Source organism: Deltaproteobacteria bacterium, from assembly GCA_016178705.1.
In the GTDB taxonomy this organism is placed as follows: domain Bacteria; phylum Desulfobacterota; class Binatia; order HRBIN30; family JACQVA1; genus JACOST01.
Map to the genome: position 1 here is coordinate 132,561 of JACOST010000013.1, position 13,862 is coordinate 146,422.

General features: G+C 62.7%; 15 protein-coding genes and 1 other RNA gene. 3 read left to right on the forward strand and 13 right to left on the reverse strand.

Features of this window, described 5'->3' with window-relative positions:
- Position 1: 1 nt before the first annotated feature.
- Positions 2 to 799, reverse strand: a complete 798-nt coding sequence (locus HYR72_07920) for a crotonase/enoyl-CoA hydratase family protein (protein ID MBI1814888.1) — start codon at positions 797 to 799, stop codon at positions 2 to 4.
- A gap of 448 nt (positions 800 to 1,247) precedes the next feature.
- Positions 1,248 to 1,712, reverse strand: a complete 465-nt coding sequence (locus HYR72_07925) for a nucleotidyl transferase AbiEii/AbiGii toxin family protein (protein ID MBI1814889.1) — start codon at positions 1,710 to 1,712, stop codon at positions 1,248 to 1,250.
- Positions 1,713 to 2,050: 338 nt separating this feature from the next.
- On the opposite strand from HYR72_07925, the gene HYR72_07930 reads away from it, so the two are divergent.
- Positions 2,051 to 2,458 (forward strand): GFA family protein, encoded by a 408-nt coding sequence (locus HYR72_07930; protein ID MBI1814890.1) that lies wholly within the window; start codon positions 2,051 to 2,053, stop codon positions 2,456 to 2,458.
- Positions 2,459 to 2,678: 220 nt separating this feature from the next.
- Here HYR72_07930 and HYR72_07935 read toward each other — a convergent pair whose 3' ends face one another.
- The gene (locus HYR72_07935) at positions 2,679 to 3,077 is read right to left on the reverse strand and encodes a hypothetical protein (protein ID MBI1814891.1); all 399 of its coding nucleotides are present in this window, start codon (positions 3,075 to 3,077) and stop codon (positions 2,679 to 2,681) included.
- Between the two features lie 419 nt (positions 3,078 to 3,496).
- On the opposite strand from HYR72_07935, the gene HYR72_07940 reads away from it, so the two are divergent.
- Both HYR72_07940 and HYR72_07945 read left to right on the forward strand, forming a co-directional pair.
- A complete protein-coding gene (locus HYR72_07940) occupies positions 3,497 to 4,030 on the forward strand; it encodes a sulfatase-like hydrolase/transferase (protein MBI1814892.1) in 534 nt (177 codons plus the stop codon).
- Between the two features lie 75 nt (positions 4,031 to 4,105).
- Positions 4,106 to 5,056: a sulfatase-like hydrolase/transferase gene (locus HYR72_07945; GenBank protein ID MBI1814893.1), complete on the forward strand. Its 951-nt coding sequence runs from the start codon at positions 4,106 to 4,108 to the stop codon at positions 5,054 to 5,056.
- On the opposite strand, the gene HYR72_07950 is transcribed toward HYR72_07945, so the two are convergent.
- The 10 genes from HYR72_07950 to panB form a co-directional block, all read right to left on the reverse strand.
- Positions 4,950 to 6,578, reverse strand: a complete 1,629-nt coding sequence (locus HYR72_07950) for a hypothetical protein (GenBank protein MBI1814894.1) — start codon at positions 6,576 to 6,578, stop codon at positions 4,950 to 4,952. The genes HYR72_07945 and HYR72_07950 overlap by 107 nt on opposite strands.
- 827 nt (positions 6,579 to 7,405) lie before the next feature.
- A complete protein-coding gene (locus HYR72_07955) occupies positions 7,406 to 8,221 on the reverse strand; it encodes a metallophosphoesterase (GenBank protein ID MBI1814895.1) in 816 nt (271 codons plus the stop codon).
- 222 nt (positions 8,222 to 8,443) lie between these two features.
- On the reverse strand, positions 8,444 to 8,728 hold the full coding sequence (locus HYR72_07960; GenBank protein MBI1814896.1) for a HigA family addiction module antidote protein: 285 nt from the start codon (positions 8,726 to 8,728) through the stop codon (positions 8,444 to 8,446).
- A 12-nt stretch (positions 8,729 to 8,740) separates the two neighbouring features.
- Complete coding sequence (locus HYR72_07965) at positions 8,741 to 9,019, reverse strand: type II toxin-antitoxin system RelE/ParE family toxin (protein ID MBI1814897.1); 279 nt, start codon at positions 9,017 to 9,019, stop codon at positions 8,741 to 8,743.
- Positions 9,020 to 9,140: 121 nt separating this feature from the next.
- Positions 9,141 to 9,484: a transfer-messenger RNA gene (gene ssrA / locus HYR72_07970) on the reverse strand.
- A gap of 129 nt (positions 9,485 to 9,613) precedes the next feature.
- Entirely contained in the window at positions 9,614 to 10,084 is a 471-nt protein-coding gene (smpB, locus tag HYR72_07975; protein ID MBI1814898.1) for an SsrA-binding protein SmpB, read from the reverse strand.
- Positions 10,085 to 10,319: 235 nt separating this feature from the next.
- Complete coding sequence (locus HYR72_07980; GenBank protein ID MBI1814899.1) at positions 10,320 to 11,531, reverse strand: toll/interleukin-1 receptor domain-containing protein; 1,212 nt, start codon at positions 11,529 to 11,531, stop codon at positions 10,320 to 10,322.
- A gap of 19 nt (positions 11,532 to 11,550) precedes the next feature.
- A complete protein-coding gene (locus tag HYR72_07985; GenBank protein ID MBI1814900.1) occupies positions 11,551 to 11,949 on the reverse strand; it encodes an aspartate 1-decarboxylase in 399 nt (132 codons plus the stop codon).
- Positions 11,949 to 12,815, reverse strand: a complete 867-nt coding sequence (locus HYR72_07990; protein MBI1814901.1) for a pantoate--beta-alanine ligase — start codon at positions 12,813 to 12,815, stop codon at positions 11,949 to 11,951. Before HYR72_07990 ends, HYR72_07985 begins: the two co-directional genes overlap by 1 nt.
- Positions 12,816 to 12,820: 5 nt before the next feature.
- Entirely contained in the window at positions 12,821 to 13,675 is an 855-nt protein-coding gene (panB, locus tag HYR72_07995) for a 3-methyl-2-oxobutanoate hydroxymethyltransferase (protein ID MBI1814902.1), read from the reverse strand.
- Between the last annotated feature and the right edge of the window lie 187 nt (positions 13,676 to 13,862).

Consider the following 13,862-nt stretch of genomic DNA (forward strand, 5'->3'; position numbering starts at 1 on the left):
GCTACTCGCCAGTGTAGACCGGCTTGCGCTTTTCGGCGAAGGCCTTCATGCCTTCGCGGGCATCCCTGGTGCCGAAGATCGGGCTGCCGTATTCGAGTTCTTTGACCAGCGCGTCGGCCTCGCTGACGCTCTCGTCGACCTCACGCAGCATGTGCATGAGGGCACGGATCGAGAGCGGGCCGTTCTCGCAAATCGTCGCCGCGATCTTCTTCGCTTCGATGAGCGCCTGTCCTTTGGGCACGAGTCGTCCGACCAAGCCGAACGCCAGCGCCTCTTTGGCGGTCACGTGTCGCCCCGTCAACAGAATCTCCGCCGCCAGTGTGTACGGAATCTGTCGCCGTAGTCGCACGCTGGAACCGCCGAGCGGGAAGAGTCCGCGTCGCGCCTCGGTAACACCGAAGACTGCGTCTTCGGCGGCGACACGGATGTCGGTGCCCTGCAGGATCTCGGTGCCGCCGGCGACGGCGTAGCCTTCGATCGCCGCAACAATTGGTTTGAGCGGTCGGTTGTGGCGCAGCAAGGCTTGCCAGTGGATGTCGGGCACTTCGGACATGAGCTGCATGAACTCGTCGTCTGATTCGCCGGCGCCCATCGCCTTGAGGTCGGCGCCGGCACAAAAGACGTCGCCACGGCCGGTGAGGATCGCCACGCGCAGCTCGGGATCATCGTCGAGCATGCGCCAGGCGCGATACATGCCGGCGAGCATTCCGGAGCTCAAGGCATTCTTCGCCTCGGGTCGGTTGAGGGTTACGGTCAACACGTGGCCGTTGCGTTCGATCAAGCAGTGCTCGGCATTCATGGACGCTCCTTACATCTCGAAGTCGCTAAAGAGTGGCTTGTGGCGATGGGCTCTGCACAAGACTTCCGGTAGTGGGTCCGTCATACCGGCGAAAGCCGGTATCCAGGCGGGCGTGAGGGTCGATCCTGGATTCCCGGCTTTCGCCGGAATGACGAGCGGAGACGTTGCTCCACTTTCTGCATAGCCGCTGCGATCCTGCTAAGGAAGAGCAGTCAGATACGGTCTACGTCCTTCGACGCGGGTTTGAGCTGCCGAGGAAGCTGACGCTGCTTTTCCTCGATGGAGCGGTACTTGAACACCCCGGGTTGAGTCTCGTTTTGGACACGCGAGAAGAATTTGTGGAGGTGCCAGCGCCGAACGAAGCCCTCCCAGATCCGAGGGTCGCCGGGCTCCCGCCACAGGCTTCGGCGCGCGCCGTCGACGGTGCGAAATTTTCTGACCGGCATTGTCAGTCCTTCAGATTGAATTTCTCCTTGAGAACCTGAGCGTCGGCTTTGTCCCGCAGTCTCACGGTGTCGCGCTTCATGCGATACAGCGTCTGCGGCGTGGCAACGTTGACCGGGACATCGCCGTACACATGGACGGTCGCCTCCAAATCATCGTAGCCGAATGCCTCACCCAGGCGCGACAGAATATCCAGCGTGGTCCCGTCGGGGGCTACGTACTGGATGGCCGGAAACTCGCCGGCGAGGTCCGTCGCGGTGATCTCATCGATGGAAGGATCCTGCCACACACGCCGCAGGGCACGTCGCAAGCGGTCGATGTTTTGCGGTGTCGGCCTCACAAAGAGATCGACGTCTTCGGTGAGTCGCCCGATACCGTGTACGTCGAGCGCGAGCGCACCGATCAGCACGTACTCGACCTTCTCGTCGTACAGGGCCATGAGGAGCGCCCGGATCGTCTCAGGTTCCATCGTGCCGGTTCCTTTAGCACACCAGCGACTTCCGTGCTCCACGCCATGAGGGTCACCGGCACCACGTGGCGTCGCGTCGATCACGCAATGCTCGGCGTTCATGGACGCTCCTTTGTCTTCATCGCGAAGGCGTTGAGGGGCGATTTGCGGCGATGGGTTTCGCACACGAATTCCGACAGTGGGTCTGTCATACCGGCGAAAGCCGGCATCCAGGCAGAGAGTGAGGCTCGCGGGTGCCGACCTGCTTGCGCTAGACCGGTCCGCGGGCAATTCTATGCGCCGGCAGCCCGAGCGCTGCTCGTTGGGCATCATCACATTTCGTCGAAGGAGGTCGTGTCATGGAATTGCAAGGTGGATGTTACTGCGGCGCGCTTCGCTACGAGGCTAAGGGCGACCCGCTGTTCAAAGGCCAGTGCCATTGCCGAGAATGCCAGTACATCTCGGGCGGGCACCCCAATGTCGTCATGGCCATGGCCGAACCCGGCTTCACGTACACCAAGGGCGCGCCGAAGCAGTTCCGCCGCGGCGATCTCGCGAAACCAGTGACGCGCGAGTTCTGCGCTGAATGCGGTACGCACATCTTGGCCAAGTCTCCGAGTATGCCCGGCGCCTTGATCCTCAAGGTGGGGACGCTCGACGATCCCAGCGTCTACGGTGGACTGCAGATGGTGATCTTCACCATCGACAAGCAGGGCTTCCACCACATTCCGGAAGGCGTACCCACGTTCGAACGCGCTCCGGGGTGAGATCGCGCCGCCGAGTTCAGGAATCGGAGAGGTTTGTCTCTTCGGCAGCTACGCCGCTGTAAGACACCGCCCGGCGTTGCCGCGCGCGAAGAGTGCGGGGGGATTGAACCCGAACTCTAGCGGGACGCGCGCGCATGCTCATGCGCCGCCCGCAACTCCGTCGGCGCCGGAAGAGCGTTGCGAAGCGTCGCTGGAATAGGGGTCTGACGGACTTGCCGAATCAGGCGATCGGGACTCCCAGAGACGTGTTGATATCGCGAACGAGGTTTTTGACCCAACTGTTGTAATTTTGGTGGATCACTTCTTCGCCGTTTGGCTTTCGTTGGTAGAGCAGCTCCGTACTTCCCGCGTACCGGATTGAGTACGAGTTATCGGTGTACTCGATTCGAACCACGGCCTGGTGGCTTCGGAGGTTGAGCGTACCGGTGATGACGCCCGGCGCGTCCTTGGTCGCGAGCCAGCGGCGGTTGGCGAGCGCCTTCAGGATAGCCTGCTCGACGGTGTCGGGATTGCGCGCGGGGAACTCGATCCGAGGATTGTAGATCGGAGCGGCTCGACACGCGGTCACGATCAGCGCGAGCAACACGATCAATGACGGGGTCCTATGACGACGAGCCATTTTCACTCCTCCCGTTCGGCGATGTCTCCAATGCAACGTCAGGGCTATCCATCGTTCGGCCGAGATGTGGCGTTTGCACGGCTGGCTGCGCCATCGCGGCCGGATGACGGAAGGGTCTCGTATGTCGGCGTCGCTCCCATCTGCGCGACTGTCTGCCGGACCTTCTAACCGAGATCGATGACGTCGCGCAAATCAGCGCGAGGACTGCGACGATGAGCGATGGTTTGGAGGATGAACGTTTGAAAACCACACGCCTCGAGGCGGCACCTATCTGGCCGGCCTGCCGCGTGCAGTGATGGCGGCCGATGCCTGCGCCGACCATCGCCGAGCTCGGGAACGTCTCTCCCGCCGCGCCGCGGCGCTGTGAGCTCATCTACGCGCTGGCATTCGGACCGGGCGTCGGGTAACGCTGAGTCCGCATGCGTAGATCCGGCATCGGCCGACTGGCAAAGCGTCCTACACTCCGGGCGCTGATCGCGCTGGTGGCGCTGCTCGGAATCGGTGCTGTCGTCGGGGCGCTGGTGCGCTGGCGGGCGAGTGGACGGCCGCTCAACGCCATCATCATTCTCGTCGATACGCTGCGCGCCGATCATCTGAGCCTCTACGGCTACGAGCGTGCGACCAGCCCCAACCTCGACCGCTTCTTTCGCCAGGGCGTCGTCTTTCGCGCCGCGCGCTCGCAGGCGCCCTGCACCTTCCCCTCGGTGAACTCGCTGCTCACCTCGCACTATCCGAGCCAGTTCCTCGCGCAGCCCGAGAAGCGCATGGGCATCCCCGACGACGTCCCTTCGATCGCGGAGATCCTGCACGCCCGCGGCTACGCCACGGTCGCCGTCTCGGCCAGCCCGGTGGTGAGCAAGACCGGCACCCAGCACAACAAGTTCGGCGGCTTCGGCCGCGGCTTCGACGCGTTCGACGAGAACTCTGCTGCTTTCCGACCGCGAGTTGGGTGAACGAGCACTTCGCCGCCCGTCTGGCGGAGTTGAAAGAGCCCTTCTTCGCCTACCTCCACTACATAGACCCTCACTATCCCTATCGTCCCCCCCCCCGAGTACAAGAAGCGCTTCGCGGCACTTGATTACGACGGCCCCGATTACGTGCGGGACGGCAATCCCAACCCGATCGCCGTCGCGATCGACGACGCGATCCAATCGCAGAAGCCGCGGCCCGAATTCCCACCCGTGGACGTGCAACATTTGATGGACCTCTACGACGATGAGATCGGCTCCCTCGACGAAGAGCTCGCCGTGCTTCTGGCCGACCTGGAGAAGCGCGGCCTGCTGGAGCGTACGATCGTGGTTCTGGCCGCCGATAACGGCGAGCAGTTCCTCGAGCACGGCTTCCTGAAGCACGGTTACACGCTCTACGACACCGATATTCACACCCCACTCGCCTGGCGCATACCGGGTGTCGGCCCCGGCGAGATCTCCGCCCCGGTGCAGAACCTCGATCTCGTACCGACGCTGCTCGACTACCTGGGAGTGCGCCTCGACTCGCTCGCGCTCGAAGGGCGTAGTCTGCGCGGCTTGATCGAGGGCACTAGCAGTGGCGCCCGCAGGTGGCACCTATGCCTTCGCCATGCAGGACCTCAAACGCGCCGTCGCCGACGACCGCTACAAGCTCCTCTTCAGTGCGCGGACGAAGCAGTTCGAGCTCGTCGATCTGCGCGCCGACCCGGGCGAGCGCGCCGATGTGCTGGCGCACAACCCGGAGGCTTTTCTGCGCCTGCAGCCGCTCCTGAAAGAGTGGGAGATGAAGATGGCGCGCGGCAGACCGGAGGAGTTGGAGCGCGCCGGCCAGGAAGTGCAGGAGCGCCTGCGCGCCCTCGGCTATCTGCCTTGATCCGGTCGCCGGGTCGAAGGCCCCGCCTCATCAGCAACTGCTACCATCGCCTTCGCACACCCCGCAAGGATCCAGTTTGGCGTCGCCATGACAGACCATGTGGCAGTCTCGGTCTTCCGGAAAACACTCGAGAATGACCGCACAGCCGGTCGGAGGATGTGGAACACAGCTTCCAGCTCCTCCCGATTTCGTGGTCACAACCACCAAGGCGTCGGGGTCTGCATCGAGGGGCGTGCCAATTGCCATGTTGCAGGTGACCATAGTTTCGCTGTTTGCGCCACCAACGTGGGTGGGACTGACACACTCGATGTTACCGACAGTGATGCTGACGAGGTCGTCTTGATCGAGACTCAGCCGGACCCCGGAGATCGTCATCGCAGCCGCCGAATCGATGGTCACGGTGTAGGGAGACACCGTGGTGACGTTTGGCGGTGAAAAGGCGCAGGAGTACGAGCCGGGAGTGTTGGTGCAGGCGCCGAACTTGCCGCACGGGCACGCGGGGTACGCGCCATACACGCCCGGGCAGACCGCGCACTCGTCGATGTCGACGCAGGCGCTGCCGTCGAAGTGGTAGCCCGGGTCGCAGTCGGGCGTGGCGGTGGGTGTCGTGGTCGGGGTGGTGGTCGGCGTCGTGGTCGGGGTGCTAGTCGGCGTGTGCGTGGGCGTCGCCGTGGGGGTGTCCGTCGGCGTGGCCGTTGCCGTCCCCGACGGTGTTACCGTGGGCGTTTGCGTTGGCGTGTTGCTGGCGGTCTGGGTCGGGGTGCTAGTCGGTGTCGCGCTTGGCGACGCGGTCGGGCTTGCGGTGGTCGGAGTCGTCGCGCTGATCCGACTGATGTCGAATCGCATGTACAGGTTGACGCCGTCGGCCGTCATGAACACCGCGATCAGATCCTCCGCCGGGTCATTGTTGCTGCTGTCGCCCGCCGGGTCGGTGGCCGTTGGCGCGAGACCGGACCAGTCCGGCACCTGACCATCCATGACGATGGTCACCGCAAACGCCGTGAGCACGCTCCCGGCCGTGACAATGGCTACCAGCAGCGCGGCGTGAAACGGCTTCACTCGCCGCCGCAGCCCCCACCAAGCGACGGCCACGAGCAATACGACTCCCAGAATCGTCCCCGTCGGCGACAGTGCGGGCGCGGTGGATGCCCTCGCCAATTGGAAGAGGATCGGCGCGCCGCCCAACCCGCCCGTCGTGCTCAGCACGATGTCACTGCCCGGATCGCTCCGACTCGCCGTAAAGTACACCCGCACGCGCGGAGTCCCCCCGAGCAGCGCGCGCGGTATGAAGCCTTCGACGACATCGACGCCGCCGACACCGTTGCCGACGCCAACCGGCCAGCCGCCCTCGGAAACGGGCACAGGCGTGTCGAAGATCGCGCCGCCGATGCAGAGGCTGCGGGTGATGCCGGTGATCGATCCACCGGTCCCATCGCGGCTCACCGCGACGCTGACGATCTGCTCGATGCCGTGGACCGTCTGATTGCCGACGATCGCATCATCGACAGCGACATCGCACCCGGTGGCGGAATCGACGTCGCTATCGAAGAGCACCTGAGAGACGTAGGCGTCGGGTGCAGCGACCGCCGCCGTCGGCGCAGCCACGCCGAGGATCCCGATCAGCAATGATACCCAACGAACGATCTCGCGTAGGTTCACAATGAACTCGGTCTCTCGCTGCACTCGGGCTGGACGTCGATTTGCGCTGCGGAAACGCGCCGCACTGGCGTTCGCCGATAGCACCGCCATGGCCGCGATACAACGGAAAAATGGGACCGTGATGTTGTGTTGCCCAACCGCGTGGCCATACGCGCGTCGCGTGTTCGGGTTGCGACCACCACGAAAGAAAGCGCCGCCGTCAACATGATCGCGCCCGGCCGGTTTCGGATTCCATGCCCCCCAATTCTTACCCCAGGCGGACGACGTGAACCTAAAATCTAACCCGAATTTTCGAAAAAATTAGCGGTCCACGTTCTTGCCTGGCGGGGGGAATTGAACCCGGTCCCGAAGGAGATGACGGGATACCAGATGATGAAGAATCGCCGAGTTAGCGTCCGCCACCCTACTACCAGCTCACGTCAATTCACGTCATTTGGGTACCCCGTGCCCACTCGCCAAACGCCGATGCTGAGCCGCCGGCGCAAGACGAGCGCGAGGCTGGCCTCTTTTGGCTTCACTGCTTAATGGACCCGAGCACTCCCGCTGATTTGTGCAGTGCCCCGACTTACACCACGACCCAGGGTCGCAAGGACCCCCGTCACGACAGATCACGGCCGTACCAAATAATGGGAGGTCGACCTTGACTGCTCCGTAGAATTGTTTGTCATTCTCGCTGCCCTCATCATCAAACGGGGCGGGTGTCGAAATGCGAAATAGGTTGTCGGCGCCTGTGTTGACGTCATAGAGCTGTGTCCTCGGCCTATAGCAATGATCATCGCCGTGCACGTACACGTATTCGATGTTGGGATGATCTTGCGCGGAATGGTTCAGGAAACTGAAGAAACCATCGTCACCGCCAAGCCCTGGTGTGCCATCCTTCGTGCTCGTCGGACCCGGTTTATCCGGATAAGGATCACACCGCCCCCCCAAACCTCCCCCGGAATTTCGGCTTGGGCGAAGATGACTATTGTTCCCTTCGCGTCAGGCAATGATTTCTCGGCCTCTCTCAACCAGACCTGGTCGGCCCGTCCTCGCTGAACAAACTCTACTTCCTCCGTCGCCGTTGCTGTTCTTCCGAGAGAGACAAGATTAACCGTGATGAATACCAGGCCCGGCAGACCTTCCAAGGTCCATCGCTGATTCTCCGGGTAGTCTCCTGGTTTCTCCTGGTGCGTTGTGGGGTTTGGCTCGTGATCGTGCGACCCGGGGGCACGGAAGAAGACATCTCTAACATCCTCAAGCGGGAAATAGATATCCTCATAGTAATCCTTCGTCGGGGTGGGGGGCTCGTGTTTCGCTGCATGCCCGCAGTCGATCCATTCATTGTCACCAGGCACATAGACCCACGGAACCTTGGGGACCGAGGATTTCAGCGGATTCGACAGCGTCGACAACACGGCGAATACGTCTGTTAGATCTTCATGTTTACACGGTTGGTTGTTGGGGACAATGTCGCCAACGTGAACGACAAAGGCGGGTGGCGGCTGCAGCTTGGCTATTGTCTGGATCAGCTGCTGAAAATCGACTCTCCATGGCGGCTCCTTCGGCCTTCCCTCCGGTATGTCTCCGATGACGACGAATGAGATGTCGCCCTGCTTGACTCCGGCGGAGGCCGAACAGGCGAGCAGCGCAACAACCGCCAACGGCCTCATCAACCGCCGAATACAGAAGTGGTCGCATTGGACAGCGGAGCTGCGGTGCACATTGCTGGTGACTCGACTCATCTTTGACCTCCACCTTCAAGTCCGCAATCGCGTACTCAGCACGCGCCAACGATTCGAGCGCCGCCGGTCGATCCATTCTCGCCTCGCGCGGGGAGCAACTTCGGCGGACACACCGTCTGAACCACGCAGCGCGAAGGAGGGTCAGGCAGCCAGATTCCTAACCTTCTTCTCCAGCGCCTTGCGCTTCTTGCCGACTCTCCAGAGATCGTACTGGGTTTGCTGGTTCATCCAGCTTTCCGCGGTGGTGTCGAACGCGATGGCCAATCGAACGGCCATCTCCGGGCTGATGCCGGCTCGCCCGTTGAGGATCTCGGAGAGAGTCTTGCGACTCACCCGTAGTGCCTTGGCGGCGTCCGACACCGACAGCCCGAGCGGGGCGAGACACAAATCGCGAATGATCTCTCCCGGATGGGGTGGATTGTGCATGCGACGCTCCTCCTAATGATAGTCAACGTAATCGACATCGACGGCATCCTTGCCCTCGAAACGGAAGACCACGCGCCAATTGCCACTCACGTCTACGGCCCAGGCGCCCTTCAGTCGACCCTTCAGCGGATGCAGGCGCAGGCCGGGCAAATTCATATCGCGAGGCTCGGCCGACGCGTCGAGTCGAGCGAGAACAAGCCGAAGCCGCCTCGCGTGCTCCGGCCGAATGCCACGGGTGTTCCCGGATTCAAAGAATGCCCGCAAGCCCTTGTGGCGCCACCGCCGGATCACGCTCGCTTGTAACCCGTGGGGTTACATGAGTCAAATGGACTGCGATCGGCGGCGCTGCGCCACGACCGGCACCGGATGGGCACCAACGTCTTCGCGAAGTTCGCGAATTCAAGCAGTGGAGAAGTGGAGGCGGGGGGAATTGAACCCCCGTCCGGAAGCGGTCGACCTGGGCGTCTACGTGCGTAGTCTCGTGCTTTGATCTCGCGGGCGGAGCTCCCACGGACAAGATCTCCGCCAACCAGCTCGTGGGTTTTCGTCGGTGGCGCCCGAGCGCTCGCCACCGCTTATCCCGATTTGCGTCGCCTAGTCCCACCCTACGGGCTCGAGCAGGCTAGACGTGGTGGCCCTTAGGCCGCCAGTGCTAGAGGTTCGTCTGCGTTTAAGCAGCCCTGGGGTTTTACGGTACCCAGGATCCCGTGCACGCAACCTCGGCGTTCCTACCCCCGTCGAACCCAGTTCGCCCCCGTATCGAGTGACGAGTGAGCAGTGACGAGTGTTGAGTCACCGATCCTCAAAGAACCGTGCTGAACTTAGCGACTCGGGCACTGATCCGCAACCGAGAGGTTCCACGGCGCAAGAGACAGATCGGCCTCATCACTGATCGCGCCGCCGTCGCATGGCGCGATCGACTTCTCTATTGGTCTCGCGTTCCTTGATCGTTTCGCGCTTGTCGTACTGCTTCTTGCCGCGTGCCACCCCAAGCTCGACTTTGGCGCGGCCGTTTTTGAAATACATCCGCAACGGAATCAACGTCAGGCCCTTCTCTTTCACCTTGCCGGTGAGGCGATCAATCTCGCGCGCATGCAGCAACAGCTTGCGCTTGCGGACGGGCTCATGGCCGAACTGTGCGGCGGGGTTGTACTCGCTGATGTGCGCGTTCGCGAGCCAGGCCTCGCCGCGCTCGATGCGGGCGTGGCTGTCCTTGAGCTGCGCCTTGCCGGCGCGCAGCGACTTGACCTCGCTGCCGGTTAACACCAGCCCGGCTTCGATGGTTTCTTCGATGAAGTAGTCGTGTCGCGCGCGGCGATTGATGGTGATGATCTTCACGCCGTCGCTTCGCTGCAAACCCGCCATGGCGGGGTTCAGGTATCAGGTGCCGCCAATCAACGCGAGTCGGCGCCGCGCGAGTTCACCCCCGACATTGCGTCACGCCGAGAACAGCCTACGTGCGCTCCGCCGAGGTTAGCGGTGGCGCACGGAAGCGCGCGCGAGCTTCGTCGTGATCGGCGCCCCGATCGTGTGCATTGTTCGTTCCACGCGCATTGCCACGACGGCATCCATGCACAACGGCGGACGTCGACTACTTCACGCTCTTCCGAATGAGGGTCTGGTCGTACGGTCGGTCGCGAAGTCGGAACTTGACTCGTCTCCCATCGGAATCGACGCGGGTGACAATCTCGCAACTCTCCAGGTCGAGCTTCCGGGCGAGTAAGTCGTCCCGACACCACGAGACCTTGAATCCGCTGGCCTCCTCTTCGGCGACGATTCCAACATCGACCGGGTAAGCGGGATCAACGAACTTCTCACTGGGTATCGATTCAGTCGCGGGCCGCGATGAGGCGGCAAGCGCAAAGCGTTGGCCGCGCGGGGTGATGGTCAACGTCGTGAACGCGCGATTGATTGAGTTGCTCGCGTGACCCTGCGCGTAGCCCTGATGAACCAAGTAGTACGCCGCCGGGTTGACGCGCCGAACTTCCCAACCAAGAAACTGGGCCAAGTCGTCGAGCGATCCGCCACCAGCGTTCATCGCAGCGATCGCCAACGCAGGCGCGTCCGCGACGGGATCCGAACCTCTGAGTACCGGATCAGTCAGGAAGAACAGTTCAGGTGTCGCACCCACGCTGTGTGCGCCGATTGGGCTATTGCAGTCTTCGAGCAGTTTGACCAGCCCGTGCTCGCGCAGTTCGTCCAACACGAGGAGGAGAGTTTCCGCACTAACGCCGAGCTCCGTCTCGATTGATTCAACTGCGAGCCACACCTCGTCTTCAACGCCGTATACGGCGTGCCTGTTAAGCATGGCCGCCAACCGTTGAGCCGATCTGGATAGGCCGCTCCCCGCTAGCAGTGTTTCGTGACTCGCGTGAAGTAGCGGGCTCAACGGAGGCTTGACCTGAGCCTCACAGCACGCGTCGACGAGCTCGCGCACTCCATCGTCATAGCTGACATCGGATATTCGAATCCAACGAATGCTCCGCAACGTCACGGGCACTTCGCTGTCTTCTACGCCGCAAAGGATTGGGATCAGTCGGCAAGCGCCGGCAATTCGCTGTACCAGCGCCGCGTCTAGTTCGGTCTGGACCCACTCGGACTCAAGGCTGTTGGGCGACAGCAAGGCGAGAAAGTGCGTCGCGGTACTAATGCCTTGATCGATCCTTCTACGCAGACTGTCGCCCGGCTTGATTTCCCATTTGTCAAACCAGACATCGACGCCGCTTTGCAGCAGATCGTTCGCCAACCGCTCAACGAGCGGCTTGTCCTTGCTTGAATGGCAAAGAAACGCTCGCGGCTGCATCTTGTCTGCCAACCTAAATCTACCAGTTCACCACTCGCAACTCCGCTTGCCCGGCCTGCTCGGCGCGGCGCTCGACGATTTGGTTACGGTCGTCGACGAAGACGACCTTCGGTTCCCACGCGCGGGCCTCGGACTCGCTCATCCAGCCGAAGGTGGCAATGATGACGAGGTCGCCTTTGTTCGCCTTGTGAGCGGCGGCGCCGTTGATGCACACCACGCCCGAACCCGGCTGGCCTCTCAATGCGTATGTCCGGAAGCGTTCACCGTTGGTGACGTTCCAGATCTCGACTTCCTGATGCGGCAGGATATCGGCCGCATCGAGCAGCAGCGCATCGATGGTGACGCTGCCTTCGTAGTGCAGATCGGCGCCGGTAACAGTGGCGCGGTGGATCTTACTGCGCAGCATGTTGCGGTACATCAGCCCTCTCCCCATGCGGCCGCTCGGCCGAGCATCGTATTGTCGATCAGACGGGTCGACCCGAACCACACCGCCAACGCCAGCAGCGTCGGCCCCGCGATGCGTTCAACCGGGCGCAGCGACTCGGGATCGCTGAGCGTCACGTAGTCAATGCGCGCGCGCGGTTCGCCGGCAATGAACGTCCGCACACGGTCGAGCACGATCGCCGCCGAGCGCTCGCCCTGTTGCACGGCGGCCTCCGCCACGCCGAGGGCTCGCGACAAGCAGCGCGCGGCGGTGCGATCGGCCGGCGCCAGGTAGGCGTTGCGCGAGCTCATCGCCAGCCCGTCGGCCTCGCGGACTATCGACCCGCCGATGATCTCGATATCGAAGTCGAGATCGCGCACCATGCGGCGGAGCGCCACCAGTTGCTGGAAGTCCTTCTCACCGAACACGGCGACGTGTGGATGCACCGCGTTGAAGAGCTTGGCCACCACCGTAGTTACGCCGCGAAAGTGCCCCGGTCTTTTCTCGCCGCACAACCCTTGTGTCACGTGCTCGACGTTCACCGAAGTCTGAAAGCCTTCGGGGTACATCTCGGCGGCCAGCGGCAGATACAGCACATCGGTGCCGGCGTCGGTGAGCAGCTTGGTGTCGCGTTCGATATCGCGCGGATAGCGGTCGAGGTCTTCATTGTGTCCGAACTGCAGTGGGTTGACGAAGATTGACGCAACGACCTGATCGGCATGCCGGCGCGCTTCGGCAACCAAGCTGAGATGCCCCGCGTGCAGAAAGCCCATCGTCGGTACGAAGGCAATGCGCTGCCCGTTTGTGCGGGCACGATCGGCCCAGGTCCGCATCGCTCGGATACTGGTGATGGTTTCCATTTGCGTTACCCCTGCGCCGCGACCTTGCCGGGAACCGGCGTGAGCGAATGAAAGGCGTGCTGATCGGTGGGGAACACGCCGCTGCGCACATCTTCCACGTAAGCACGCACCGCTTCGCTGGCGACGTGCCACACTTCGGCGTAACGCTTCGCAAACCGCGGCGACATGCTCTCGCTCAGACCGAGCACGTCGTGCAGCACCAAAATCTGCCCGTCACAGTCCGGCCCCGCGCCAATGCCTACGGTAGGGATGCTGAGGCGCTCGGTGATCTCGGTCGCAAGATCACGCGGGATGCCTTCCAACACGACGGCGAACGCGCCGGCATCTTCGACCGCCAGCGCATCGTCGATCACGCGCTCGCGCTGACCCACTTTCGAGCCACGTTGACGCCCCTGCACTTTGTGACCGCCCATGCGATGCACCGACTGCGGCGTGAGCCCGATGTGCCCCATGATCGGAATGTCGACCGACGCGATCGCGCGGATGGTCTCGGCCACCGCCACGCCGCCTTCGAGTTTCACCGCCTCGACATTGCCGTCCTTGATCAGACGGCCGGCATTCGCCACCGCATCGTGAACCGTCACCTGGTAGGACAGGAACGGCAGATCACCGACCACCAGCGCGCGCGGTCGCGCGCGCGTGACCATGCGGCAGTGGTAGATCATCTCGTCCATGCTGACCGGCAAGGTGGTATCGAGCCCTTGCACGACCATGCCGAGCGAATCGCCGACGAGGATCAGGTCGATCCCGGCACTGTCGACGATGCGGGTGAACGGAAAATCGTAGGCCGTGATGGCGACGATCGGTTCGCCCACGCCTTTACGTTTGAGAAGATCCGGGACTGTGACTTTGCGCTCCATAACGCCTCCCGAACCGGTTGGAGGGGCCTTTGCCAACGCAAAGTCGGAGTTGAGATGAGTCGCGGAGGAGAAGTGTCGAGCTGGATTGAGTCGGCCGCGTTCTGACCGCTCGTACCCGAACTCCGCATCAACGAGTCACGAAACTCCGAAGTGCCGCTCCGTCTCGGTCCATCTGCCCGGCCGCAGC